Origin of the sequence: Mesorhizobium sp. J428, assembly GCF_024699925.1 — a bacterium.
Classification (GTDB): domain Bacteria; phylum Pseudomonadota; class Alphaproteobacteria; order Rhizobiales; family Rhizobiaceae; genus Mesorhizobium_A.
Map to the genome: position 1 here is coordinate 1,064,575 of NZ_JAJOMX010000001.1, position 24,137 is coordinate 1,088,711.

Below are 24,137 nucleotides of genomic sequence, written 5' to 3' on the forward strand. Positions count from 1 at the left end.
AGGTCGGGGATTTGGATTCTCGGAGCAGGTGGACCGTCTTTTCAGCTTAGAAGCGTCCTCGTCAGCGGGTGGTCGGCGCTCGTCAGCCCGTCGACGACGCTGAAGTGATGGCGATCCGGCTCGACCACTTCCGCGGTGGTCGCGCCAAGTCCGGTCCATATATTGGCAAGCAGGGCCGACTGGCGAAGAAACTCCTGTCGCTCCCCGCCGCCGACCCAGCAGGTGATCCGCGCATCGGCCATGGGCCGCAGCAGCGCCGGACTTTCGGCCAGGGCTTCCGCCTCGTCGATGCGCAGCTTCGCGTTCATCCCCGTTCTCATGAGCGGGCGCAGATCGTGCAGGCCGGAAATGGAAACGACGTTGCGAATGCGCGCGCGAACCGCATCCGCAAGAGGCGACGGTGATGAAATCATGCGGCTGACGAGATGTCCTCCGGCCGAATGGCCCGTCAGTGCGAGCGGCCCCTCGACGAGTTCCGCCGCCTTGCCGATGGCTGCCGCCACCTCGCCGACGATGTCGGCAATTCGCGCCTCCGGGCACAGCGTGTAAGTGGGCATCGCCACGGCATAGCCGGCATCCACCGATCCGGCGGCGAGGTGTGACCAGGCGCGCTGGTCGAACGCCATCCAGTAGCCCCCGTGAACGAAAACCACGAGCCCCGCCGGCCGGCCTTTCGGCAGGAAGAGATCGAGCCGATGCCGGGTGGCGCTGCCATAGGCAATGTCCAATCTGGCGCGCCCCTCCGCAGCAAGTCGGTCACGGAACGACTGCGCAGCTTCGAACCACGCCGCGGGCCACCGCTCGCTTCCGGCGATGTTGGCCGAGTTGGCGTAAGCGTTGTCCCAATCCTGGACACGGCGTTCGAGCAAGGGCCCCTCCCTATCGGCTACATGCAATAGCAATGGCCGGACATCCCCGTCGGCGTCAACAGAGGTATCCAAAAAACTTTATGCTTGAAATAAATTCGACCCCGTGAGAGCTTCCATGGCGAGTGGAACAACTGGCGCGGACACAACGCGTGCGAAAGAGCCGCGCCTCGATCGAGGTAGAACGGCCACGCATCAACGGACGCTGCTGGTTCGCGCGGCCGTGGGCTTACGGAGAACAAATGCTCGGGCGATCTGCACACATCGACACCTTTGCGCGGGACAATCTCCCGCCCCAGGACCAATGGCCGGATTTCCTGCTCGACGGCTTCGACTATCCCGAACAGATGAACGCGGCGGTCGAGCTGACCGACCGGATGGTCGAAAAGGGTTTCGGCGACCGCACGGCTCTGATCGGCAACGGACGGCGGCGCACCTATAAGGAGCTCTCCGACTGGACAAGCCGCATCGCGCATACGCTGGTAGAGGACTATGGCGTGAAACCCGGCAACCGGGTGCTCATACGATCGGCCAACAATCCGGCGATGGTCGCCTGCTGGCTCGCTGCGACCAAGGCCGGCGCAGTGGTGGTCAACACCATGCCCCTGCTCCGCGCGGGGGAACTGGCGCAGATCGTCGACAAGGCCGAGATATCCCTGGCGCTGTGCGACACCCGCCTGATGGACGAGATGCTCGCCTGCGCGAAGGACAGCGCCTTCCTGAGGCGGGTGGTCGGTTTCGACGGCACCGCCAACCACGACGCAGAACTCGACCGCGCGGCCCTCGACAAGCCTGTAAGATTCGCTCCGGTGAGCACGGGACGCGATGACGTTGCACTTCTCGGCTTCACCTCCGGCACGACGGGCGTGCCCAAGGCCACGATGCATTTTCACCGCGACCTCCTCATCATCGCGGACGCCTATGCGAAGGAAGTGCTCAAGGTCACGCCTGAGGATATCTTCGTCGGCTCGCCGCCGCTCGCCTTCACCTTTGGCCTGGGCGGCCTGGCGATCTTCCCGCTTCGTTTCGGGGCGGCGGCAACATTGCTGGAGCAGGCGACGCCGCCGAACATGATCTCGATCATCGAGAACTACCGCGCCACCATCTCCTTTACCGCGCCTACGGCCTATAAGGCGATGCTGAAGGCAATGGATGGCGGAGCGGATCTCTCCTCGCTGCGTATCGCCGTGTCGGCCGGCGAGACCCTGCCCGGACCGGTCTTCGAGGAGTGGACCCGCAAGACGGGCAAGCCGATCCTCGACGGGATCGGCGCGACAGAAATGTTGCACATCTTCATTTCCAACCGTCTCGAAGACTGCAAGCCCGCATGCACCGGCAAGCCGGTCGGCGGCTACCAGGCGATCATCGTGGACGAGAACATGAATGAAGTGCCGCGAGGCACGATCGGAAGGCTGGCGGTGCGCGGACCGATCGGTTGCCGCTACATGGCAGACGAACGCCAGCGCGACTATGTGCGCAAGGGCTGGAATCTCACCGGCGACAGCTTCTTTCAGGACGAGGACGGCTTCTTCCATTTCGCCGCGCGCTCGGACGATATGATCGTCAGCGCCGGCTACAATATCGCCGGACCGGAGGTGGAGGCAGCACTGCTGTCGCACCCGGATGTCGCCGAATGTGCGGTCATCGGCGTCCCCGACTCCGAACGCGGCCAGATCGTGGAAGCTCATGTCGTGCCGGCCGAAGGCGTGGAACGTGACGCGCAGACGATCAAGCGGCTGCAGGATCACGTCAAGGCGACGATCGCACCCTACAAGTATCCCCGCTCCATCAAGTTTGCCGATTCCCTTCCGAAGACGCAGACCGGCAAGATCCAGCGTTTCCGTCTCGCCGCGGAAGTGTGAGCGCGAGGTTGGCAAGCCTGTTCATGATCGCCGGCCGGCACTACAAGGCTGCGATGCGCATCGCCACACTGGCCAGGAGTGAACTCTCGTCGTGAGCCGGGACAGCACTATCAAGACAATCTCGCCGGACTGGATAGACGGCGAAACAAAATGCTGGAGGCGCCGGCCGACCACGGTCAGGAATTGCGCCTGTGGCTCAGGCTGTTGACCTGCTCGACGCTGGTCGAGACCGAAATCCGACGCCGCCTGCGCGAGCAGTTCGACTGCACGCTGCCGCGTTTCGATCTCATGGCACAGCTCGAACGCGCCAAGGCCGGCATGGTGCTCGGCGAACTTTCCAAGCGCATGATGGTGTCGCCCGGCAACATGACGGCCCTGGTCGAGCGGCTCGCCGAAAGCGGGCATGTGAGCCGCACCGTCTCGCCGGCCGACAGACGCGTCCAGATCATTGCGCTGACCCCTTTCGGCCGCGCCGAGTTCAAGAAGATGGCGGCCGCGCACGGCGATTGGATCGCCGAGCTTTTTGGTGATCTGGCCGCACGGGACAGCGAAATGCTCTTCGACAGACTAGGCAAGCTCAAGAGCTCCGTCGTCGCAGCGCTGGCGCGGAACTGAACCGCATTCCGGACTGTCGGCCGTAGTCGGACCTGCCACATGTTCGAACATCCACGCATCGGTACCTGCCGCCAATTATTTTAAGCTTGAAGTTTTTTTTCGGCTGATCCATTGTGCCTGAGTGATCAAGCTGGACTTCGGTCCGGCGATGAACGCGGCGGAGGACGGCATGCGCATTGTTTGCATCGGTGGCGGACCGGCCGGGCTCTATTTCGCGCTGCTGATGAAGAAGCGGCACCCCGAGCACCACGTCACGGTGGTCGAGCGCAACCGTCCATTCGATACCTTCGGCTGGGGCGTCGTGTTTTCCGACGCGACCATGCAGTCGATGCGGCAGTGGGATCCGCAGACGGCGCAGGCGATCGAAAGCGCCTTCAACCATTGGGACGACATCGAGTTGGTGTTCAAGGGGCGCAGGATCCGCACCACCGGCCATGGCTTCGTCGGCATCGGCCGTAAGAAGATGCTGAACATCCTCCAGGAACGCTGCATCGAGCTCGGTGTCGAACTGGTGTTCGAACGCGACGTGCAGGATGACGAAGAGTTCGCGGACGCCGACCTCGTCATTTCGTCCGACGGTGTCAATTCGCGCATCCGCGCGAAATATGCCGACGTCTTCAAGCCGGACATGCTGATGCGGCCGAACCGCTACATCTGGCTCGGCACGCACAAGCGCTTCGACGCCTTCACCTTCGATTTCCGCCGCACCGAGCATGGCTGGTTCCAGGCGCACATCTATCGCTTCGACGACACGACATCGACCTTCATCGTCGAGACCACCGACGAGGTGTTCAAGGCGCATGGGATCGACAAGATGGACCAGGAACAGTCCGTCGCGTTCTGCGAGAATCTGTTCGCCGAGACGCTGGACGGCCACCGCCTGATGACGAACGCACAGCATCTGCGCGGCTCGGCCTGGCTGAATTTCGGGCGCCTGATCTGCGAGAAGTGGAGCCACTTCAACGGCAGCAGTCACGTCGTCCTTATGGGCGACAGCGCGCACACTGCCCATTTCGCGATCGGTTCCGGCACCAAGCTCGCCATCGATGATGCCATTGAGCTGACGCGGCAGTTCGATCTGGTCGGCCACGACAGAGCGAGCATTCCGGCCGTGCTGGCGGCCTATGAGGAAATTCGGCGCGTCGACGTTGCGCGCATCCAGAACGCCGCGCGAAACGCGATGGAATGGTTTGAGGTCGTCGGCACCCGTTACGCCGACACGCTCGAGCCCGAACAGTTCATGTATTCGATGCTGACGCGCTCCCAGCGCATCAGCCACGAAAACCTGCGCCTTCGCGATAGGGACTGGCTCGAAGGATACGAGCGCTGGTTCGCGGCGCGCGCCGGAGTCGACCCGGCACCGAACGGAGCCGTGCCGTCGCCGATGTTCACGCCCTTCCGGATCAGGGGCCTGACGTTGAAGAACCGCATCGTCGTCTCGCCGATGGCGATGTATTCGGCAACGGACGGCGTGCCCGATGATTTTCACCTGGTTCATCTCGGCTCCCGGGCCATGGGCGGCGCGGCACTTGTCTTTCCCGAAATGACCTGCGTGTCGCCCGACGCGCGTATCACGCCGGGCTGCCTGGGCCTGTGGAATGACACCCAGGTCGCCGCCTTCAGGCGTCTTGTGGATTTCATCCATACACAGACGCCGGCTAGGATCGGCCTGCAGCTCGGCCATGCCGGTCGCAAGGGTGCCACCAAGGTCGCCTGGGAAGGCATCGACCAGCCGCTGGAACACGGCGGCTGGCCTCTGATCTCCGCATCCGCACTGCCCTATCTGAAGACGTCCGTCGTTCCGCGCGCCATGACGCGCGACGACATGGACCGAGTGCTGGACGATTTCATCGCTGCGGCGGAACGCGCGCGCGACATCGGCTTTGACATGCTCGAACTGCACGCCGCGCATGGCTATCTTCTGTCCAGCTTCCTCTCGCCGCTTACCAATCTGCGCGACGACGAATATGGCGGCAGCCACGAGAACCGCGCCCGGTATCCGCTGGAAGTGTTCCGTGCCGTTCGTGCTGTCTGGCCGCAGGACCGGCCGATGTCCGTCCGTCTCTCCGCTCATGACTGGTACGAAGGCGGCAACACGCCGGACGACGCGGCCATCTTCGCGCAGATGTTCAAGGACGCTGGCGCCGATATGATCGACTGCTCCTCCGGCCAGGTGGTGAAGGAAGAACAGCCGGTCTACGGACGGCTGTTCCAGACGCCCTTTTCGGACAAGATCCGCAACGAGCTCCAGGTGCCCACGATCGCGGTCGGCGCCATTTCGGAGGCGGACCATGCTAATTCGATCATCGCCGCCGGCCGGGCAGATCTCTGCGCCGTCGCCCGTCCGCATCTCGCCGACCCGTTCTTCGTCATGCACGAAGCAGCCAGGATCGGATATGCCGAGCAGCCTTGGCCGAAGCAGTATCATTCGGCTCGCGCGCAATATGTGAACAATCTGGCGCGCGCTGCAGCTCCCGCCGTCGTGGGCAAACCATGACAACGCGCCACGCTCTGGTTACCGGCGCCGGCAGCGGCATCGGCAAGGCCATCGCGCTGGCGCTGGCCGCCAGGGGCCTCCGCGTCAGCCTCGCCGGCCGACGCGAGGCGCCGCTCAAAGCCGTGCAGGCAGAGATCGTTGCCGCCGGCGGCGAAGCGCTGGTCCTCGACGGCTTCGACGTGTGCAACGCGTCGCTCGTCGAGGCGGGTGTCGCCTCGGCCGTGAATCGCTTCGGCGACATTGCCGTTCTGGTCAACTGCGCGGGCGAAGCGCCTTCCGCGCCCTTTGACAAGACGGACCCCGCATTGTGGAGCCGGGTGATCGCCATCAATCTCACCGGTGTCTATCTGGTCACGCATGCAGCGATCGCCTCGGTGAGACGCGCCGGCGGGGGGCGCATCGTCAACGTGGCAAGCACGGCGGGCCTCACCGGCTATCCTTATGTCTCCGCTTATTGCGCGGCCAAGCATGGCGTCGTCGGGCTGACGCGCGCGCTGGCGCTGGAACTGGCCCGCAGCGACGTCACCGTCAATGCGGTATGCCCCGGCTTCACCGACACGCCACTGCTTGACAATGCGGTTGAGACCATCATCGGCGCGACGGGCCGCACGGCGGCAGAGGCTCGAACGAGCCTCACCCGTGCCAACCCGCAGGGACGGCTGGTCACGCCGCGGGAAGTCGCCGACGCGGTGCTCTGGCTCACGTCGGAAAACGCGACCGCGATCACCGGCCAGGCAATTGCCGTCGCGGGCGGAGAAATTCTGGGAGGATGACGGTGAGCAACCCGATGCAAGATAAGAAACGGCCTTTTCGGGGCCACCGGCCGAAGCACTTCCTGCTCGAAACCGACGGTGATGGCCGCGTCGCCACCATTACGCTAAACCGTCCAGAAAAGAAGAACCCGCTCACGTTCGAGAGCTACGAGGAACTGACCGACCTGTTCCGGGCGCTTGGCCGCGCCGACGACGTCCGGGTGGTGGTGCTGACGGGCGCGGAGAACAATTTCTCCTCTGGCGGCGACGTCTTCGACATCATCGAGCCGCTCACCAGGATGTCGATGCCTGACCTGATCGACTTCACGCGCATGACCGGCGACCTCGTGCGCCAGATGCGCGCTTGCCCGCAGCCGATCATCGCTGCCGTCGACGGAATCTGCGCCGGCGCAGGCGCCATTCTCGCCATGGCCTCGGACCATCGCATCGCCACGCCGGAGGCAAAGACTGCCTTTCTGTTCACGCGTGTCGGCCTCGCCGGCGCCGATATGGGCGCCTGCGGCATCCTTCCGCGCATCATCGGCCAGGGCCGGGCAGCTGAGCTGTTGTTCACCGGCCGCGTCATGACGGCTGCCGAAGGCCATGCCTGGGGCTTCTACAACGCGCTGCACGACCGTGCCTCCCTCCTTAGCGCGGCACAGGCATTCGCGCGCAATCTCGCCGACGGCCCGTGGTTCGCCCACGCGATGACGAAGAAGATGCTGGACCAGGAATGGGCCATGGGCATCGACCAGCTCATCGAGTCGGAGGCGCAGGCACAGGCGATCTGCATGGCCACCGGCGACTTCCGCCGCGCCTTCGAGGCTTTCGCTGCCAAGGCCAAGCCCGTTTTCGAGGGATACTAGACCATGGTGTCCTCCTCCGCACCTGCCCGCGCTCCAGCTCGCGATCATCTAGACTGGCCCTTTTTCGCTGACGACCATCGCATGCTGGCCGGCGAGCTGGACGCTTTTGTCGCCGGAGGTGGGCTGGGCGCGATCGACCATGCAAATGCTGACAGCGCGTGCAGGAGCCTGGTCACGAGGTTGGGGGACGCCGGCTTTCTGCGCCATTGCGTGCCGGCCGCTTTCGGCGGCGCGTCCGAGCCGATCGATAGCCGCTCGCTGTGCCTCATCCGCGAGACGCTTGCATTTCATGACGGTCTCGCCGACTTCGCCTTCGCCATGCAGGGGCTCGGCACCGGTGCCATCAGCCTGTCGGCCTCCGTGGATTTGAAACAGACGATCCTGCCGAAGATCGCGAGGGGTGAACTGATCTCCGCCTTCGCTCTGACCGAGCCCGAAGCCGGTTCGGATGTAGCGGCGATGAGCAGTAGCGCCCGCCGCGACGGCGACCATTATGTGCTCGACGGAGAGAAGATTTTCATCTCCAACGGCGGCATTGCCGACGTCTACACCGTCTTCGCCCGCACCGGCGACGCACCCGGAACGCGCGGCATATCGGCTTTCGTCGTCTTTGCCGACACGCCCGGCTTCGAAATTGCCGAGCGCATCGAGACCATCGCTCCCCATCCGCTCGCCCGGATCCGCTTCGACGATTGCCGCATCCCCGCTTCACACCTTCTCGGGCAGCCCGGCGAAGGCTTCAAAATCGCCATGCGCACGCTCGACATCTTTCGCCCTTCGGTCGCTGCCGCGGCGATCGGCTTTGCCCGCCGCGCCTTGGATGAAGCGGTCGCGCATGCCGGATCGCGCAGGATGTTCGGAGCAACGCTGGCGGACCTGCCCACTGCGCAGAGCACCCTCGGCGAAATGGCGACCGCCATCGACGCAGCCTCGCTGCTCACGCTGCGCACCGCCTGGCGGCGCGACGTCCAGAAGCTGCCGACCACCCGCGAAGCGGCTATGGCCAAGATGACGGCGACGGAAAACGCGCAATGGGTCATCGACCAGGCGCTGCAGATGTTCGGCGGACGCGGCGTGCGCGTCGGCGAGATTACGGAACGCCTCTACCGCGAAATCCGTGCGCTGCGCATCTATGAGGGCGCCACCGAAGTGCAGAAGCTCATCATAGGCCGCGAGCTGATGAGGGCGGCATCGGCGGGCGCTCCTGCTGAAAAGGACCGGGCATGACCGTCATCCTTCCCCGCAAGGCCGAGACGCCGAGCAGCATACATCGTGTCCTGCAACCCGAAGGCTGGAAGCAGCCGCTGGGATACGCCAACGGCATTGAAGCCCGAGGACGCACACTCTTCATCGGTGGCCAGATCGGCTGGAACGCGCGCTGCGAATTCGAGACAGACGATTTCGTGGCACAGGTGCGTCAGACCCTGCTGAATATCGTCGACGTCTTGAGAGCAGGCGGCGCTGAGCCACAGCATATCACCTCGATGACCTGGTATTTCACCGACAAGAAGGAATATGTCGACAACCTGCGCGCGATCGGCAAAGCCTATCGTGAGGTCATCGGCCGCCACTTCCCTGCCATGGCTGCCATGCAGGTCGTCGCGCTGGTCGAGGACCGCGCGAAGATCGAGATTCAGGCGACCGCGGTCGTGCCGGAGTAAGGCCGGGCAGAGGCCTTCCGGTGGTTTGTCACAGCGCGCGCGGCGCGATCCTGGCGCGTGCCGTCAGTGCAAGAGCCAGAAGCGTCATGGCATAGGGCAGGATCGAGAAGAGTTCCGTCGGCACGAAGCTCATCCCGCCTTGCGCCCGAAGGCCGAGGCTCTCGAAGAAGGAGAAGAGGAGCGCTCCCGCGAAGGCTCCGGGCACGGACCAGCGGCCGATAATGACGACGGCGAGCGCGACATAGCCGCGGCCGTTGGTGAGTCCATCATTGAACGCGCCGAGCACGCCAAGCGTGATCGCCGCGCCGGCGAGCCCCATCAAGGCACCGCCGAGCGTCAGCGCTGTATAGCGTACCAGCGCCGTGTTGACGCCTCGCATCTCCGCCCCTGCCGGATCGTCGCCAACGGCCTTCAGAACAATGCCAATGCGGGTCCTGGCCAGCACGAAAACGCCCACGGCCAGCGCGCCGAACGCCGCGTAGGTCATCAGGTTCTGCCGGAACAGGATCGGACCGATGAACGGGATATCACTCAGGAACGGCACCTTCCATGTCGGCGTCAGCGGCACGAAGATCGCCATCTGGCCGGAAGGCTGCCAGAGCTGGAAGAGATAGGAGGTGAGCCCTGCGCCAATGAGCGAGATGGCGATGCCGATGATGATCTGGTTGGCCCCGAGCCGAATGACGGAAACGGCAAGGATCGCACCATAGCAGCCGCCCACGACAGCCGCGCCCAGAAGCCCTGCCGGCCAACCCGCCATGTGCGCGAAAACGACCGCCGCGAAAGCACCGGCGGTCATTATCCCGTCGATGCCGAGATTGAGCGTCCCTGCCCGCTCGGTGATCATCTCGCCAAGAGCGGCCAGGAAGATTGGCGCGGCGAGTCGCAGCGTGCCGCCAAGCACGATCTGCCAGAAAACGATGTCGGTCCAGGTCACGGGATCACGCCATCCTTTTGCGCTGCAGGCCGATCGCGACGATCAGCAGCACCAGCCCCTGTGCCACGACCGCGATCGCCGCCGGCACGGAGGTTCCCATCTGCATCCCCTGAGCGCCGGTGGTGAGAGCCGCGAACAAAAGGGAGGCGAGCACGATACCGAGCGGCGTCAGCCCGCCCAGCACGGCAACAAGGATACCGGCGAAGCCGAGCCCGCCGTCGACGCTCGGGTAGAGCGTGTGGGCGACGCCTGCGACCTGCAGCCAGCCGGCGAGACCGGCGGTTGCCCCCGCGACGAGAAAGCTTGTCACCACAGCCCGCGGGCGCGACAGGCCGAGCCGCGCGGCGAGGCCCTCATTGCTGGCGAAAACCTTGTAGACCAGCCCGGACCTGGTGCGCGTCCACACCATCAGACCGGCGGCGAGCAGGATGACGAAAGCCGCGCCCCAGTGAAGACGCGTGCCCTCAAGCAGGCTCGGCACCAGCGAAGTCTCCGGCAAGGGAGCGCTGCGCGGTGTGGCCGTCTGCGCGCCTGCGGCGAGCGGTCCCTTGAGAAGCCAGAGCAGCGCGAAACCCGCGATGTAGTTGAGGAGCAGCGTGGAGAGGATCTCGTTGACCTGGACATAGGCGCGCAGCAGGCCGGGCAGCAGAGCATAGAGCATGCCGCCCAGCACACCCCCAATGAAGCCGACCGTCAGCAGAACGAGCGGCTCCTCTACCGGCACGGAAAAGATGAACGCCGTCGAAAGCGCTGCCCCTGCAATCAGTTGCCCCTGGCTGCCGATGGTGAACACGCCGGCCCGGAGCGCCGGCATGACGCCGAGCCCGACGATCGCCAGCGGCACGGCCGTGACGAGCGTTTCGGCCACAAGGTAACGTTCGCCGAACGCACCATGGACAAGCGCCCGCAACACGGACAGGGGGTTGGCGCCGGCTAGCCACACCAGCGCCGCAATGACGGCCGCCAGCACGGCCGCACCGATCAGGACCCGCGCAAGAGCAGCCGCCAACCCGTTCGTCATGCGCCTTGTCACTGATAGAGACCCGGTTCCGGCTGCCAGCCCGTGAGGACGTGGCGGCCGATCTCGGCCTGCTTCCAGTTAACCGGATCGTGAAGGGCGAGCACGCGGATGTTGCGCCAGTAGCGATCGAAGCCGTTGGACCGCGCGACCGAACGGGTGCCCATCAGCGTGTAGACTTCCGAAGCCGCGGCGAGCGACGCCTTGTGGGCGGCGACCTTGGCGGCATAGACCGGGATGGCGAGCCCGGTGCGATCGATCTCGCCGCGCTCATAGGCATCGAGCAGATCGGCCGCGCTCAGCATCAGCGTATAGGCGGCAACGAGATCTGCCACGAGCTCGCCGGTCGACCTCTGCGTCAGCGGATCGTCGGCGGCATTCGCCACCTTGGCCGACGGCCATGGGCGGCTCTTCGACGGCACGAAACCAGCCGCCTGGCGCAGAGCGCCAATCGCCGTGCCGATCATGATGGCGCAGAAGCCGACCTGATAGCGCAACGAGGCGTGCGGCGGCGAGAACTGTCCCGGGATCGTCGCATTCCACAGAGAATCGGTTTGCACCTGGTCGAAGGTGATCGTTCCGGAATCCGTAGCCCGCTGCCCGATTGGGTCCCAGTCGCGGTGCACGGTGACGCCCTTGGCTGTCGGCGGGATGAGATTGAGCTGCATTCCGGCCAGTGCATTCTTGGATACACCGGGTGCCTCAGGATTGAAGGCCCAGGTGGCGATGTAATCGGCTTCGGCGGCCGCGGTGGTGTAGATCTTGCGGCCGTTGACGACGAAGCCGCCATCGGGACGGGCAAGCGCCGTGGTCGTCATGGGCGCATCGACCGCGCGGCCTGACTCGGCGACCGCAAGGCCGATAATGGCTCTGTCGTCAACGATCGCGCGTGCCAGACGCGGCTTGAGGTCCTCCGGGCAATAGGTCAGAATCTCGCGCACGATCTCGTCATGCACCTTGTAGATCTGTGCGACCGAGCTGTCCGCGATGGCCAACCGCAGTTGCGCCTCCATCGACACGCGGTGGGAGATGCCAGGTCCGCCCAGCGATCTCGGCAGGATCGCGCGCAGGAATCCGCTTCGCTTGATGGCTGCGATCGACTCCGTCGGGTAGCGCCCAGTTGCGTCGTCTTCGACGGCGCGCGGCGCAATCTCGCCGTCGATCGCCTTCTGCAGGTCCTGCATAAGCGGCGCGACCTCCGCCGGCAGGATAAACGGCGGAAAGGCCGAGCCGAGAAGAGGAGAAAGCGCAGTCTCTGTCATTCTGTCATCCAGCATCAGACGGCGACGGCCTCGAAACGAGCCGGATCCATCGTCTTGTGAATATCGTGAGCGTGGCTGGGGCAGCGGCAGCAGACGAGGCCGCCTTTCAGGCCGAGCACGAGATCGGTGAAGCTCTGCGTCTTGGTTTCGACGAGCCCGCGTTCGGTGAGGCCGAGATCCGGCACACCCACCAGCCCGATGAAGGACATGATCAGGAAAGGCGCGTGCATCGTGCACCCTATGGTGCGGGTGGCGGCATCACAGGCGAGCGACTTGTCGCGCACCGTCTCCCATGGCTGGTCGCTCATGCAACCCGCGACCGGCAGAGGAACGGTCGACAGCACTTCGCCGTCGGCAACCGTGACGTATCCGCCGCCGAGCGCTTCGATCGCCCGGGTGGCGAAAGCTATGTCCGCGTCCGACGTGCCGACGATCACCAGGTTCTGGTTCTCGCAATTGGTGGTCGCGGCGATGGCGCCGCGCTTCAGGCCGAAGCCCTTGACGAAGCCTATGCCGACATTGAGCGTCGCATGATGGCGGTCGACGATGGCGACCTTGAGCACATCCCTCTCGGTATCGCAGGCGACCAATCCGTCGCGAACCTCGAGTTCGGTGTGGAAGGCGCGCTTGAAGTAGCCGTCATACATCTCCATCGCCTGCACCCAGGCGGTACCGCCCTCCGCCTTCACCGAGAAGAAGGCCTCGTCGATATCGGGATGAAGATGCATCGTGTTACGCGTGAACGCCGGCACGTCGTCGGTGTTTGCGAAAAGCGCCACGCCGTCGCGGGCGACGACCTTGCCGTCGACCAGCACGAGATGCGGACGCGGATCGGCGAGATCCTCGACCAGCTGCAGATCGGCGATCTTGTTGGGCGTCACCGAGCCGACCAGATGGTCGATCCGATAGTACGAGGCGGCGTTGAGCGTCGCCATGCGCCAGGCCTTGAGCGGCTCGACGCCGCATTCGATCGCCTTGCGCACCTGATGGTCGATATGACCCTGGCGGTCGAGATCTTCCACCAGCTTGTCGTCCGCGCAAAAGGCGATGTGGCCGAGCCCGTCCTTCAGCGCGGGAATGTCGGCGAAGACTTCGGGCGTGTTGTCGTTCATGCTGCCCGCCATGACGGTCAGCATGGCTCCAAGCCGCAGCCGTTCCACGACATCCCTCGTCTTGTGGGCGTTGTGATCGTCCGAGATGCCACCGGCGAGATAGCTCCACAGCGGCTCGTTCTCGAGCAGCGCGGTGTGGCCGGTGATGCGCTTGCCGGCCGCGATCGCAGCAACCTGCTTACGGGCGGAGGACTCATCCAGATTGAAAGGGTTGGATTCGCCCAGCGTGGCGGCGTCCGGGCGCTGCACGCGCGCGGCGATCTGCTGCGTGGTCAGGTGCGCGCCGCCGAGTTCCAGTTCGGGAGCCTGCGGCACCTTGTGCGACACCTGCCGCAGGATACGCAGCGGCGTGGTCGTCGTGCCCATGAAATCGAGCCCCTCCTCGCCCAGCACGTTGGCGATGCAGTTGGCGTCGGCGAGCACGGTCGTCGTGCCCTTCGGCACGGACAGGCGCGCCAGTTCGCCAGGCACGAGCTTGGTGTATTCGATGTGAAGGTGGACGTCGATGAAGGTCGGGGCGACGAAATAGCCGGTCGCGTCTATGACGTTGTCGCAATCGAAATGCCCGACGGGTGTGATTGCCGCGACATGGCGTCCGCTGATGACGACGTCGCGCTCGAGAATCTCGCCGATATGCAGCGCCAGCACCTTGCCGCCGCGCAGGATCAGATCCGGCTTTTCCTTGCCCGCCGCGACGAAGCGCATGCGCATCAGCTCGGCGACAGATGGCGCCCAGGCGGCCCCGGTCGCGGGATAGGTGAGCGGTTCGTCGCTCATTCTGCTGTCTCCATTGTATTCAGACCCGTCATCGCCTGACCGAGCAGGGTCATATCGACGGGTCGGGCAAGATCGAACTCCGCCGCGACGCGGCCGTTGGTGAGGACGATCATGCGATGTCCAAGCTCCAGCAGTTCGTCGAGATCCGCGGAGATGACCACGACCGCCGCTCCCTCGGCGGCCGCCTTCGCCAGCGCGGCGCGGATGGTGGCGGCCGCGGCAAGGTCCAGCCCCTGCGTGGGACCGTGCGCCACGATGACACCGGGAGCACGGGCGAGTTCGCGACCGACCAGAAGCTTCTGCTGATTGCCGCCGGAAAGACCGCCGGCGATCGCATCCGGATCGGGCGGCCGAACATCGAAATCCGCGATGATACGCTTGCCGTAGACATGTTCCGCCGATCGATCGCGCGTGCCCAGGAATCGTCGAAACGCCTTACCTTCCATCTCGAAGAGGCTCGCATTCTCGGAGATCGTCAGGTCGGAGACGATCCCGTCGGCCCGGCTTTCCGGAATGAAGGCGAGGCCAAGACGCGTCGAACGTGCAGGATCGCCGGTCACGTCGGCTCCATCGACATCCACGCGTCCGCTGTCCACGGCTCGCAGCCCCGCCAGGGCTTCTGCCAGCGCCGGCTGGCTGACGCCGGCCACGCCCGCGATCGCCAGGATTTCACCCTGCCGCACCGCCAGCGAGATGTCGTCGAGGACCAATTGGTCCTTGTCCCGGAGCGTCAGGCTGGAGACCTTCAGGCGCTGCCAGTCGCTGGTCGCCGCCAAGCGCGTCGCCCTGCCCCGATCGCGATCGCCCACCATAAGGCGCGCCACTTCATTGGCGTCGAGCCCTGCAGTCGTGCCGTCCAGGATGACCTTGCCGCCGCGCAGCACGGTGATGTCATCGGCGCCTTCCATCACCTCGGCAATGCGGTGGGTGACCAGCGCCACCGAGGTTCCGCCCGACGCCAGACGACGAATGGTCCGGATGAGACGCTCGATTTCGACCGGTCCCAGCGCCGATGTCGGCTCGTCCAGGAGCAGGATGCGCGCACCGGCGGCGACCGCGGAGACGATCTCGCCAAGCTGGCGGCCCGCCAGGCTGAGGCGTTCGATCGGAGACGTCATGTCGAGCGAGACGTCCATGTCCGCTGCCACCTTCTGAAGCTGCGAAAGCGCGCCGGCGCGGTCGAGCTTCAGCCCACGCCCGGCCAGAAGATGGTTTTCGACGATGGACAGTGTCGCCACAAAGGAAAGCGCCTGCGGCACGAAGCCTACTCCGGCCGCGATCGCCTGGCGTCTCGACCATGATCCGACCGCCGCCCCATCCAGGACGAATTCGCCGGCATCGCGCGGAAGAATGCCGGCGATGATCTTCGCCAGCGTGGATTTGCCCGCCCCGTTCTCGCCGACGACCGCGCGGATGCGCCCGCGCTCCAGATCGATCCCGGCTCCCGAAAGCGCGGAGATCGATCCGAAGCGCTTGTCCACGCCCTTGAGGCTGACGAGCATATCCGCCACGTCGCTACGCTTTTACTCGAAGAAGTTGGGCAGCGTTTTCTTGCCGCTTGCGAGATCGGCGATCAGCGCATCGACCTGGCTCTTCAGATCGGCCGGCAGGCTTTCGCCGACCTCGCGGACTTCGGTCATGACGAGACCCTTGTTGGCGATGCCGGACACGAAGAACTTCTTGCCGAATGTGCCTGCCTTGATGTCGTCGATATAGGCCCTGTAGGTCGGGTACATGTCGAGCACGACGGATGCGATGTTGACCTTCTCAGCGAAGCCGCCGGCCTCGCCCGTCACGCCGATCGTCAGCGCGCCTTCCTGGCCGGCCGCGGCGGCGACGCCGTTGCCGATGCCGTCTCCGGAGGTCCAAATGACGCCGGCACCCTGCGCGATCATGCCCCGGGTCACTTCGGCGGCCTTCTGGGCATCGTCGAAGGAGCCGGTATAGGTTTCAATGAACGTGGCCGACGCGTTGCCTTCCTTCAAGCCGGCTTTGAAGCCGTTGTGGGAAGCCTTGACGAAGGGAAGATCCGGGCCACCGACCACGCCGAACGTGGTGACGCCGGCAAGCTTGCCCGCGATGAAGCCGCCGAGATAGCCCTGCTGCCCGAAGTCGTAGGTCCAGCCATCCACATTGGCGATCAGGCGGTCGGCGAGATCCGGCCCGCCAGACGCGGCGAAATGCACCTTGGGAAAATCGGGCGCAATCTTCAGGATCGGATCGGAGAGCTCGATGCCGTGACCGATGACGAGGTCATAGCCCTGCGACGTGCTGGCGGATAACAGGCTCGGACTTCGACGGATCGGCCATCGCCTCGCGGATCTCGAACGTGATGACGCCATCCTTGGCGAGCTTCTCGGCAGCCTCGCGGGCGACCTGGTTGAACGAGCCGTCATTGGCATGGCCGGGCACAAGGAGAGCGACCTTGAGGGGATCGGCAAATGCGACGCCGGCGGAAAGGCTGGCGAACGCGACGGTGGCGGCAAGACTGATCTGACGCAGTGTTTTCATGGGGCCGGCTCCTTTGGAGACTTGGTTGCATTGTCGGTTGCGAATGTGAGCGTCACCGGATCGAGGCTGGGGCCATCGAAGCGGTTGCTGAACCTGTTCTTCTGGGCGATCGCCGCCCCTGTCGTGACCTCGAAACATGGGTCGAGGATCGGCCGCGAAATCCCGAGCATTTCGGCAGGCACGCACAGGACCGAGAAGTGGCCGTAGGGCTCCGCTTTGATGGAAGCGTGCAGTGTTCCGGCACGGCTTCTCGAGATCAGAGCGGCCGTGGAAAGCAGGCCGGCGGGCGTCGGCGGGCTGTTGCAGGTCATCCCGTTGGGGCAGACGACGTGCCGCATCGCTCCGCCGGCATCGATGGCGACCGCCTCGCGTGAACGCTCCGCCCAGGCTGGCGCGCCGCCGAGGATGGACACCACATCGCCATCGCGGCTGATGTCGATCGCCGCCACGTAGGTCGGCTCCACCTTGGAGCCGGAGAGCGTGAAGCGTTCCGGAAGGTTCATTGCCCATTGCGACAGATCGGTGTCGGCCGCTCCGGCGGGCGCACCGGCGAATGCGAGAAGGCCGATTGCAAGTGCGAAGCGCCTCACCATGTCGCGAGAGCCTCGAGCAGAGAGGCTTTCAGCCCGTCGGGAGCGAAGGAGGCGCGGATGGAGGTTTCCGCAACCGCCGTGCACGTCTCCTTGCCCCAGGCGAAGGTGTCGGCCGTGCGGGCATATTCCGCGGCGAGATCGGTGCGCAGCAAAGCGGGATCGTCGGTGTTGACGGACACCGGCACGCCAGCGCGCCGCAGAAGGTCGATCGGATGCTCGCCCAGCGTCTTGTAAAGGCCGAGCACGAGGTTGGAACTCGGGCAGATGCCGAGTGCGATCTGACGATCTGCCAGGATGTCGACAAGCTCGGAATCCTCGATCGCGCGCACGCCATGGTCGATGCGGTCCGCGCCGAGCAGGAAGATCGCGTCGCGAACCCCTTCCGGCCCGCTGGATTCGCCGGCATGGGCGGTGCGCTTGAGACCGCCGCGCCCGGCGAGCTGAAACGCCTCCGCGAATTTCTCGCCCGTGCGGCCGGACGCAGCCTCGTTGCCGTCGACGGAAAGCGCGACAACCCGCGGATGCTTCAGGCGAAGCAGTTCCTCGACCAGTTCCACCGCTTCGGCGGACGACTGCTGCCGCAGAAGCGATACACACAGACCGGCCGGCGTCAGCCCATCCGCTTCTGCGGCGCGAAACCCCTCGTCGAGCCCCTCCACCAGTCCTGACAGATCGCCCCGCCAGCTCGACCAGTGTGTGGGATTGACGATGACATCGGCGTAACCGACGCCGGAATCCGCCATCCGCCGCGAAAAAGCATAGGCCGACTTGGCGAGCTGATCCTTGGTGCGCGACAGGCCGCAGATGAAATCGAGGAATTCGAGAAAGTCCGCCAGACCTTGGAACTCCAGCAACCGGTCTTCCGGGCGGGGCAGCGGCGTGCCGTTTTCACGCGCGAGTTCCACGATCGTCTCGGTGGAGAAGCAGCCCTCGAGATGGATATGGATTTCTGCCTTCGGCAGCGATTTAAAATCCATCGACACGCGCGCTGAAGCCCTGGTTCTTCCTTGGTTCTACACAGGAGCTTCCAGCTTTTTCGCAGGTGCACAAGAGCAATTTCACGTTTCAAGCGTGCGATAGAACGCAACGCTAGCTGACATAGTCCGTCATCGAATGCGTCGACGCTATGTCGGTTAGGGCGGCGCGCAAAAGCGCGATGGCGGCCTGCGTGGCCGGTGACGGACGGCGATTCGACGGCACCGCGATGACCAGTTCCTCTTTCTCGAGCTTGCTGTCCTCGATCTTGAGAAAGACGAGGCCGCCCTGCGCGAGTTCGGTGTGCACATCAAAGATCGACAGGATCGCCATCATCTCGGAGCTGAAGAGCATCGATTTCATCATCGCAATCGAGTTGGATTTGAGGGGCGACAGGACCTCGATATGCGCCTCGCGGAAGGCGCTCTCGATGAATTCGTGGATGCGCACCGAACTGTCCGGAAGCACGAAGCCGTAACGCAGGCAATTAGCCAGCCGCAGGTTGCGTGAACCGGCCAGCGGATGGTTCGTCGCCATCACCAGACCGGGACGCAATTTGAGCCGGAAAACGATGTCGGCGGCGAAGCGCGCCGGAGGATTGAACACCAGCGCCAGATCAAGCTCCTTGGCGACGAGTTTGCGTATGAGCTCTTCGGTCGAGGCGAACTGGGTCGATACCTCCAGCCCGGAATGGGTATTGCCATAGGGACCTGATGACATCCGGCAGCACGGCGGTGCTGAAGCACTCGGTGGCCCCGATCGACACCGCCCCGCGCCTCTGTCCGGTGAGCTCGCGCAATTGCCCCTCGGCGAGCGTCTGCTCGCGCCGCCACCGCCTGATGTCGGCCAGCAGCCGCTCTCCGACAGGGGTCGGACGCACTCCTCGGGGAAGGCGCTCGAGCAAGGGCAGGCCGATCTCGGCTTCCATGTTGAGGATCTGCCTGTTGATCGCCGAGGCGGACATGTTGAGGGCTTCCGCCGCTCGGCGGAACGAACCCGCTCGCGCCACGGCGTCCAGCAGGATCGCGGAGGAAGACAGCAGTTGCATGTTCCCGACACCTACGGAGCGTTGCATCTTCTCGAACGGTAGCGCCGCGAATTGTCGCTTGTCATTCATTTTCCGATTTCGCACCCTGCTGCGATGCACATAAGGGTACGCAATCGATGAAGGACGACCGCAAGCTCCCCGAGCACGAGTATTTTCTGCGCAAGACGTTTGAGGTGGCAGAGCGCGCGCAGATGGCAGGCAACCACCCGTTCGGCGCCATTCTGGTGGCACCAGATGGCGAGGTGCTGATGGAGCAGGAGAACGCCTTCCAGCCGCTGCAGGACATGACCGGCCACGCCGAACGCGCACTGATGACGCGCGCATCACAGACCTACCGCCCGCAGTTCCTCGCAGAATGCACGATGTACACCTCCGCCGAACCCTGCGCCATGTGCTCCGGGGCCGTGTATTGGGCTGGTGTCGGAAGGGTCGTCTACGGCCTGGACGAAAGCCGGCTCAAGCAGATCACCGGCAATCACGACGAGAACCCGACGCTCGACCTTCCCTGCCGAACGGTATTCGAGGCCGGCCAGCGCGACATCGAGGTCATCGGCCCGCTGCTCGCCGACGAAGCTGCCAAACAGCACGAGACGTTCTGGCAGAAAAGCACAGGCTGAGCCACGAGGCCGGGCCTGTCACAGCGTGCCGCCGCGTTGGCGAACTCCTTATTGAGCCACTCGCCTCTCGACATTGTCGGCACCCTTGTCGCCGAACCGACTCGCCGTCCATGATCCCGGTCGGGATTCGGAATCCCCCAGCCCTCGATTGCGGCCCGAGGGCTCGTTCTTCCACACTCTGGTACGCCCGTCGGCACCTTAAACTCTTCATGAAAGCGGACCGTCAGTTCTGGGTCGCCCATCCAGAATGACCACGCTGGAGCCTGCGGATCCGGGTTTTCCAAGCTGATTCTGAGACTCTGCCATCTCGACAGTGTGCGGCTCCTTGAGCAGGCACGGTCTGCCTGATCTGCGTTTGACGGATCGTGCGATGCCGACGGGGCTTGACATCGACCCGTGTTGTATACTGTATGCTAGTGGGGCGTTGGAGGAGACCGGTTTAGCCGGCGACGCTGAAAAGTTCAGTTCGGGAGGAAATTTGATGACCATCGTCACACGTCGAGCCACGCTTGCATTTCTCGCTGTTGGCATCCTTGCCGCGCCGTCGAGCTCTCTGGCTCAGGACTATCCCGGCAAGCCAATAACCATGATCGTTCCGTGGGGTGCCGGGGGTGGTACCGACGCCACGGCCCGGCTCATATCAACCCTGTTGGAAAAGGAACTTGGCGTCCCGGTTCCAGTCGAGAACAGGACCGGGGGCTCTGGTGTCGTCGGCCATTCCGCCATCGCCCACGCCAAGCCGGACGGATACACCATCGGGGTCGCCACGCTTGAGATCGGCGGCATGCATCATCAGGGCCTGACCGAAATCGACTACAAGGCATTTACGCCGATCGGTCTCTACAATTCGGATCCAGCCGCCATATTCGTCAGGTCCGATGGACCCTATGCCGACGCCACCTCGCTGATAGAAGCCATCAAGGCTAGCGCCAATCGTGAACTTAAGGCGTCCGGCTCCGCGCAAGGCGGCGTCAACCACTTGGCCGTGGCAGGCATGCTCGATGCTCTTGGCATTCCGGTTGAGCGCGTCGCCTGGGTTCCTTCAGAAGGCGCCGCGCCCGGTCTCCAGGATCTCGCCGCCGGCGGCGTCAACTTCGCCACGGCGTCGCTGCCCGAAGGACGGGCGCTGATGGATGCGGGTCGCATAAAGCCGATCGCCGTCTTCTCCACGAAGCGGAGCGAAGACATGCCGGACCTGCCGACGTTCAACGAAGCTACTGGCGCCAGCTTCTCGCTCGGCTCGTGGCGCGGCATTGTCGCCCCCGTCGGTGTTGATGCAGCGATCGCGGAAAGGCTCCGCACTGCCATCGGCAAGGTGGTGCAGGCTCCGGAATACCCAGAGTTCATGAAAGCGCGGGGGTATGCAATGCAGTGGACCCCGGGACAAGAATTCGAAACGTTCATGGCCGATTCCGACGCGAAGATGGGAACCGCGCTCAAGGCGGTCGGTCTCGCGAAGTAGCCGGGAGAAGGACTGTCGCCGGCGCCTTCCCTCGGCGGAGGATCATCATGCGTATCCATGACGGCCTGATCGGCCTTTTCTTCATCATGCTCGGCATCTACGTGGTCTGGGAGGCGGCAAGCTTCCCGGCCATGCCGGGACAAGCGATTGGCCCGGGCACGTTCCCAACCATTTTCGGTGGCCTGTTCGTCGCAGGAGGCCTGATCGTCGGCCGTGCGGGACTGGCCGCCGGTCTCGGGCGCCTGGTCGTTCTCGACGAAGGCTGGCGCCGTCCGGAACGCGCCGCCGCTGCCGCGGTGGCGGTAATCGGAACATTGATACTGGCATTCTTCTTCACCGAGATCGGCTTTCTGCTTGGTGGCAGCCTGCTGTTGACTGCGATCTTTTGGCTGACCGGCCATCGATCCCCACTCTGGATCGTAGTGTCGATCGGCTTTGTAAGCTTGGTCTACCTCGCCATGTCCAAGCTGCTGCTTGTGCCGCTCCCTGCCGGTCCGTTGTCCTAAGGAGACACCGATGGACAATCTGATCGCCGCCCTGCCGCTCGTGTTCGATCCATTCAACCTGTCGGTCATGATGGCCTGCGCCCTCTTCGGGCTATTCATCGGCGCTGTTCCTGGCCTGTCGGCGACAATGGCGACTGCGATGCTGGTGCCGATTACATTCTACATGGATCCGGTGCCTGCGATCGGCGCGATCGTCACCATGTCGGCCATGGCCATTTTCGCGTCAGACATACCAACGGCGTTGATTCGAATTCCCGGAACGGCCGCCTCCGCCGCCTATGTGGACGACCTCTACAAACTGTCGCAAAAGGGACAGTCGGGTCTTGGCTTGGGCCTGTGCGTCATCACTTCCGCGATCGGAGGCGTATTTGGCACTCTGGTCCTGATGGTGGCCGCACCACAACTTGCCGAGGTGTCTCTCAACTTCACGTCATTCGAATATTTCTGGCTCGCGCTTCTGGGCCTCAGTGCCGCGATCATGCTCGGAACGGGCTCTATCGTGAAAAGCGTCATGGCGCTTTGCCTGGGCCTTCTCGTCTCCTCGGTCGGACTGGACACGAGTTCGGGCTATCCACGATTCACCTACGGGCAGGAGAGCCTGCTCGGCGGTGTATCCTTCATTCCGGCACTGATCGGCTTCTTCGCGGTTCCGGAAATCCTGCGCGCCATCGTGCATCGCGAGAAGCTGGAGCAGGCGAAGTCCATATCGAGGGTATCGGAGCTCTTCGAAGGGTTGGGTGCGACGCTCTGGAAGTTCCGCACCAATCTAGCGCGGGGCTCGATCATTGGCACCGTCATCGGCATCTTACCAGGCGCCGGATCCGACATTGCAGCATGGATTAGCTATGCGGTGTCGAAGAAGTTCTCACGGCATCCCGAGAAGTTTGGCAGCGGATACGAAGAAGGCCTGGTGGACGCGGGAGCTGCCAACAATTCGGCACTGAGCGGCGCCTACGTGCCCGCGATGGTCTTCGGCATTCCCGGCGATTCGATTACGGCCATCGTTATCGGGGTCCTATATGTGAAGGGCCTCAATCCAGGTCCGATGGTCTTCATCAACAACCCGGTCGAGGTCAACGCCATCTTCTTGGTCTTCATGTTGGCCAATCTCTTGATGGTCCCGCTCGGCATACTCGCCATCCTGCTGGCCACCCCGGTCCTCCGGGTTCCCAAAAGTGCACTTGCGCCGCTGATTCTCGGCTTCGCCATCGTCGGATCGTTCGCAATCGATCTGTCCATATCCTCGATCATCATCATGATCACAGTGGGCTGCTTCGCCTATCTCATGGAGGAAAACGGTATCCCGGTGGCTCCAGCGGTTTTGGGTCTGGTGATGGGCACGCTGGTAGAGCGCAACCTGATTACCTCCCTGATCAAGGGGGACAATAACCCGCTTGTCTTCTTCGAGCGGCCGATTGCCGCCGTACTGGGCATCGTGACATTGAGCCTGTGGTTCGCCCCATTGCTGATCAAACTCTATCGGTCGCGCTGGCAGGAGGTGGCATCGTGAAGTCGATGAAAATCGATCTACCGAAATCGCTCGCTCAGATGGTTGCGACGCGCCTGCGAAAGGCGATCATCGACGGCGAGATCGGTCTCGGCGAGAACATCGCCGAGGAGAAGCTCGCCGAGAGCTTCGGCGTCAGCCGCACACCGGTTCGCGACGCGTTGATTCAACTCGAGCAGCAGGGGCTCGTGACGATCCGGCCGAAGCGGGGCAGCTTCGTATTCATGCCGACCGCAGAGGACGTCGCCATGATCTGCGAATATCGCAAGATGATCGAGGTAAAGGCGATGCAGCTTGCAGTCGCACACGATAAGGAGACACTGCTGACGCGACTAAGGCATGTCGTGAATGACATGGATCGCGCGATGCGCGACAATGACTCTGTCGGCTACGGGCAACTCGATACCGATTTCCACCAGGCATTCGTGGATTGCGCCCGCAACCGATACGTCACCGACGCCTACGCGCTGGTCTCGGGCCAGGTTGCAGCGCTGCGAACACATTTGACCCGGCCAATCGAGCGGCTGCGCGAACTATCGTTCGACGAACACAAGATGTTCGTCGACTACGTCCGCGCCGAAGACTTTTCGGCCTTCCAGTCCTTGATGGATGTGCATGTCGACCGAACGGGAGAGGTCTACATGACGGCTCTCAGCGACAGCGCGGACGAACGCATCGAACTCCACGGCTGAC

The 24,137-nt window shown here is 63.9% G+C and carries 24 protein-coding genes; 12 read left to right on the forward strand and 12 right to left on the reverse strand.

Annotation, left to right across the window (positions count from 1 at the left end; genetic code table 11):
- Nucleotides 1-41: 41 nt before the first annotated feature.
- Nucleotides 42-941 carry an alpha/beta hydrolase gene (locus tag LRS09_RS05350; RefSeq protein WP_374684808.1) on the reverse strand — a complete coding sequence of 300 codons (900 nt, stop codon included), beginning with the start codon at nucleotides 939-941 and terminating at the stop codon, nucleotides 42-44.
- 167 nt (nucleotides 942-1,108) lie between these two features.
- Between LRS09_RS05350 and LRS09_RS05355 the strand changes: the two genes are divergently transcribed.
- From LRS09_RS05355 to LRS09_RS05385, 7 genes are all read left to right on the forward strand, one after another.
- Complete coding sequence (locus LRS09_RS05355; RefSeq protein WP_257804741.1) at nucleotides 1,109-2,728, forward strand: AMP-binding protein; 1,620 nt, start codon at nucleotides 1,109-1,111, stop codon at nucleotides 2,726-2,728.
- 150 nt (nucleotides 2,729-2,878) lie between these two features.
- Complete coding sequence (locus tag LRS09_RS05360) at nucleotides 2,879-3,343, forward strand: MarR family winged helix-turn-helix transcriptional regulator (protein ID WP_257804743.1); 465 nt, start codon at nucleotides 2,879-2,881, stop codon at nucleotides 3,341-3,343.
- Nucleotides 3,344-3,512: 169 nt separating this feature from the next.
- Nucleotides 3,513-5,840 (forward strand): bifunctional salicylyl-CoA 5-hydroxylase/oxidoreductase, encoded by a 2,328-nt coding sequence (locus LRS09_RS05365; RefSeq protein ID WP_257804744.1) that lies wholly within the window; start codon nucleotides 3,513-3,515, stop codon nucleotides 5,838-5,840.
- Entirely contained in the window at nucleotides 5,837-6,613 is a 777-nt protein-coding gene (locus tag LRS09_RS05370; protein WP_257804746.1) for an SDR family NAD(P)-dependent oxidoreductase, read from the forward strand. The genes LRS09_RS05365 and LRS09_RS05370 overlap by 4 nt, the downstream gene beginning before the upstream one ends.
- Nucleotides 6,614-6,627: 14 nt before the next feature.
- Nucleotides 6,628-7,458 (forward strand): enoyl-CoA hydratase family protein, encoded by an 831-nt coding sequence (locus tag LRS09_RS05375; protein ID WP_374684809.1) that lies wholly within the window; start codon nucleotides 6,628-6,630, stop codon nucleotides 7,456-7,458.
- 3 nt (nucleotides 7,459-7,461) lie between these two features.
- Complete coding sequence (locus tag LRS09_RS05380) at nucleotides 7,462-8,685, forward strand: acyl-CoA dehydrogenase family protein (RefSeq protein WP_257804750.1); 1,224 nt, start codon at nucleotides 7,462-7,464, stop codon at nucleotides 8,683-8,685.
- Nucleotides 8,686-8,723: 38 nt separating this feature from the next.
- Nucleotides 8,724-9,119, forward strand: coding sequence for a RidA family protein (locus tag LRS09_RS05385; RefSeq protein ID WP_257810129.1), 396 nt, complete (start codon nucleotides 8,724-8,726; stop codon nucleotides 9,117-9,119).
- A 28-nt stretch (nucleotides 9,120-9,147) separates the two neighbouring features.
- Here LRS09_RS05385 and LRS09_RS05390 read toward each other — a convergent pair whose 3' ends face one another.
- The 11 genes from LRS09_RS05390 to LRS09_RS05440 all read right to left on the reverse strand — a co-directional run bounded on the left by LRS09_RS05390 (nucleotide 9,148) and on the right by LRS09_RS05440 (nucleotide 19,421).
- Entirely contained in the window at nucleotides 9,148-10,056 is a 909-nt protein-coding gene (locus tag LRS09_RS05390; RefSeq protein ID WP_257804752.1) for an ABC transporter permease, read from the reverse strand.
- A 4-nt stretch (nucleotides 10,057-10,060) separates the two neighbouring features.
- Entirely contained in the window at nucleotides 10,061-11,077 is a 1,017-nt protein-coding gene (locus LRS09_RS05395; protein WP_257804754.1) for an ABC transporter permease, read from the reverse strand.
- Between the two features lie 8 nt (nucleotides 11,078-11,085).
- Complete coding sequence (locus LRS09_RS05400) at nucleotides 11,086-12,336, reverse strand: acyl-CoA dehydrogenase family protein (protein WP_257804755.1); 1,251 nt, start codon at nucleotides 12,334-12,336, stop codon at nucleotides 11,086-11,088.
- Between the two features lie 14 nt (nucleotides 12,337-12,350).
- On the reverse strand, nucleotides 12,351-14,225 hold the full coding sequence (locus LRS09_RS05405; RefSeq protein WP_257804757.1) for an adenine deaminase: 1,875 nt from the start codon (nucleotides 14,223-14,225) through the stop codon (nucleotides 12,351-12,353).
- A complete protein-coding gene (locus LRS09_RS05410; RefSeq protein ID WP_257810130.1) occupies nucleotides 14,222-15,727 on the reverse strand; it encodes an ATP-binding cassette domain-containing protein in 1,506 nt (501 codons plus the stop codon). Before LRS09_RS05410 ends, LRS09_RS05405 begins: the two co-directional genes overlap by 4 nt.
- 21 nt (nucleotides 15,728-15,748) lie before the next feature.
- The gene (locus tag LRS09_RS05415) at nucleotides 15,749-16,567 is read right to left on the reverse strand and encodes a BMP family protein (RefSeq protein ID WP_257804759.1); all 819 of its coding nucleotides are present in this window, start codon (nucleotides 16,565-16,567) and stop codon (nucleotides 15,749-15,751) included.
- Nucleotides 16,479-16,736: a hypothetical protein gene (locus LRS09_RS05420; RefSeq protein ID WP_257804762.1), complete on the reverse strand. Its 258-nt coding sequence runs from the start codon at nucleotides 16,734-16,736 to the stop codon at nucleotides 16,479-16,481. Before LRS09_RS05420 ends, LRS09_RS05415 begins: the two co-directional genes overlap by 89 nt.
- Nucleotides 16,733-17,329, reverse strand: a complete 597-nt coding sequence (locus tag LRS09_RS05425) for a hypothetical protein (protein ID WP_257804763.1) — start codon at nucleotides 17,327-17,329, stop codon at nucleotides 16,733-16,735. Before LRS09_RS05425 ends, LRS09_RS05420 begins: the two co-directional genes overlap by 4 nt.
- The gene (add, locus tag LRS09_RS05430; protein ID WP_257804764.1) at nucleotides 17,323-18,306 is read right to left on the reverse strand and encodes an adenosine deaminase; all 984 of its coding nucleotides are present in this window, start codon (nucleotides 18,304-18,306) and stop codon (nucleotides 17,323-17,325) included. The genes LRS09_RS05425 and add overlap by 7 nt, the downstream gene beginning before the upstream one ends.
- Before the next feature lie 112 nt (nucleotides 18,307-18,418).
- Nucleotides 18,419-19,024 carry a substrate-binding domain-containing protein gene (locus tag LRS09_RS05435; RefSeq protein WP_257804765.1) on the reverse strand — a complete coding sequence of 202 codons (606 nt, stop codon included), beginning with the start codon at nucleotides 19,022-19,024 and terminating at the stop codon, nucleotides 18,419-18,421.
- Nucleotides 18,921-19,421, reverse strand: coding sequence for a LysR family transcriptional regulator (locus tag LRS09_RS05440; protein WP_257804766.1), 501 nt, complete (start codon nucleotides 19,419-19,421; stop codon nucleotides 18,921-18,923). Before LRS09_RS05440 ends, LRS09_RS05435 begins: the two co-directional genes overlap by 104 nt.
- 47 nt (nucleotides 19,422-19,468) lie before the next feature.
- On the opposite strand from LRS09_RS05440, the gene LRS09_RS05445 reads away from it, so the two are divergent.
- The 5 genes from LRS09_RS05445 (at nucleotide 19,469) to LRS09_RS05465 (ending at nucleotide 24,136) form a co-directional block, all read left to right on the forward strand.
- Nucleotides 19,469-19,969, forward strand: a complete 501-nt coding sequence (locus LRS09_RS05445) for a nucleoside deaminase (RefSeq protein WP_257804768.1) — start codon at nucleotides 19,469-19,471, stop codon at nucleotides 19,967-19,969.
- 424 nt (nucleotides 19,970-20,393) lie between these two features.
- Nucleotides 20,394-21,431 carry a tripartite tricarboxylate transporter substrate binding protein gene (locus tag LRS09_RS05450; RefSeq protein ID WP_257804770.1) on the forward strand — a complete coding sequence of 346 codons (1,038 nt, stop codon included), beginning with the start codon at nucleotides 20,394-20,396 and terminating at the stop codon, nucleotides 21,429-21,431.
- Between the two features lie 47 nt (nucleotides 21,432-21,478).
- Nucleotides 21,479-21,937 carry a tripartite tricarboxylate transporter TctB family protein gene (locus LRS09_RS05455; protein ID WP_257804773.1) on the forward strand — a complete coding sequence of 153 codons (459 nt, stop codon included), beginning with the start codon at nucleotides 21,479-21,481 and terminating at the stop codon, nucleotides 21,935-21,937.
- A 10-nt stretch (nucleotides 21,938-21,947) separates the two neighbouring features.
- On the forward strand, nucleotides 21,948-23,447 hold the full coding sequence (locus LRS09_RS05460; protein WP_257804776.1) for a tripartite tricarboxylate transporter permease: 1,500 nt from the start codon (nucleotides 21,948-21,950) through the stop codon (nucleotides 23,445-23,447).
- 5 nt (nucleotides 23,448-23,452) lie between these two features.
- On the forward strand, nucleotides 23,453-24,136 hold the full coding sequence (locus tag LRS09_RS05465) for a GntR family transcriptional regulator (RefSeq protein ID WP_257810131.1): 684 nt from the start codon (nucleotides 23,453-23,455) through the stop codon (nucleotides 24,134-24,136).
- Nucleotide 24,137: the final 1 nt, after the last annotated feature.

Bases quoted from the DNA above. Each gene is read 5' to 3' on its own strand.
- LRS09_RS05355 (WP_257804741.1), top strand. From the start codon at position 1,109: ATGCTCGGGCGATCTGCACACATCGACACCTTTGCGCGGGACAATCTC.
- LRS09_RS05360 (WP_257804743.1), top strand. From the start codon at position 2,879: ATGCTGGAGGCGCCGGCCGACCACGGTCAGGAATTGCGCCTGTGGCTC.
- LRS09_RS05365 (WP_257804744.1), top strand. From the start codon at position 3,513: ATGCGCATTGTTTGCATCGGTGGCGGACCGGCCGGGCTCTATTTCGCG.
- LRS09_RS05370 (WP_257804746.1), top strand. From the start codon at position 5,837: ATGACAACGCGCCACGCTCTGGTTACCGGCGCCGGCAGCGGCATCGGC.
- LRS09_RS05375 (WP_374684809.1), top strand. From the start codon at position 6,628: ATGCAAGATAAGAAACGGCCTTTTCGGGGCCACCGGCCGAAGCACTTC.
- LRS09_RS05380 (WP_257804750.1), top strand. From the start codon at position 7,462: ATGGTGTCCTCCTCCGCACCTGCCCGCGCTCCAGCTCGCGATCATCTA.
- LRS09_RS05395 (WP_257804754.1), bottom strand. From the start codon at position 11,077: ATGACGAACGGGTTGGCGGCTGCTCTTGCGCGGGTCCTGATCGGTGCG.
- LRS09_RS05400 (WP_257804755.1), bottom strand. From the start codon at position 12,336: ATGACAGAGACTGCGCTTTCTCCTCTTCTCGGCTCGGCCTTTCCGCCG.
- LRS09_RS05405 (WP_257804757.1), bottom strand. From the start codon at position 14,225: ATGAGCGACGAACCGCTCACCTATCCCGCGACCGGGGCCGCCTGGGCG.
- LRS09_RS05410 (WP_257810130.1), bottom strand. From the start codon at position 15,727: ATGCTCGTCAGCCTCAAGGGCGTGGACAAGCGCTTCGGATCGATCTCC.
- LRS09_RS05415 (WP_257804759.1), bottom strand. From the start codon at position 16,567: ATGGCGTCATCACGTTCGAGATCCGCGAGGCGATGGCCGATCCGTCGA.
- LRS09_RS05420 (WP_257804762.1), bottom strand. From the start codon at position 16,736: ATGAAAACACTGCGTCAGATCAGTCTTGCCGCCACCGTCGCGTTCGCC.
- LRS09_RS05425 (WP_257804763.1), bottom strand. From the start codon at position 17,329: ATGGTGAGGCGCTTCGCACTTGCAATCGGCCTTCTCGCATTCGCCGGT.
- add (WP_257804764.1), bottom strand. From the start codon at position 18,306: ATGGATTTTAAATCGCTGCCGAAGGCAGAAATCCATATCCATCTCGAG.
- LRS09_RS05435 (WP_257804765.1), bottom strand. From the start codon at position 19,024: ATGTCATCAGGTCCCTATGGCAATACCCATTCCGGGCTGGAGGTATCG.
- LRS09_RS05440 (WP_257804766.1), bottom strand. From the start codon at position 19,421: ATGAATGACAAGCGACAATTCGCGGCGCTACCGTTCGAGAAGATGCAA.
- LRS09_RS05445 (WP_257804768.1), top strand. From the start codon at position 19,469: ATGAAGGACGACCGCAAGCTCCCCGAGCACGAGTATTTTCTGCGCAAG.
- LRS09_RS05455 (WP_257804773.1), top strand. From the start codon at position 21,479: ATGCGTATCCATGACGGCCTGATCGGCCTTTTCTTCATCATGCTCGGC.
- LRS09_RS05460 (WP_257804776.1), top strand. From the start codon at position 21,948: ATGGACAATCTGATCGCCGCCCTGCCGCTCGTGTTCGATCCATTCAAC.
- LRS09_RS05465 (WP_257810131.1), top strand. From the start codon at position 23,453: ATGAAAATCGATCTACCGAAATCGCTCGCTCAGATGGTTGCGACGCGC.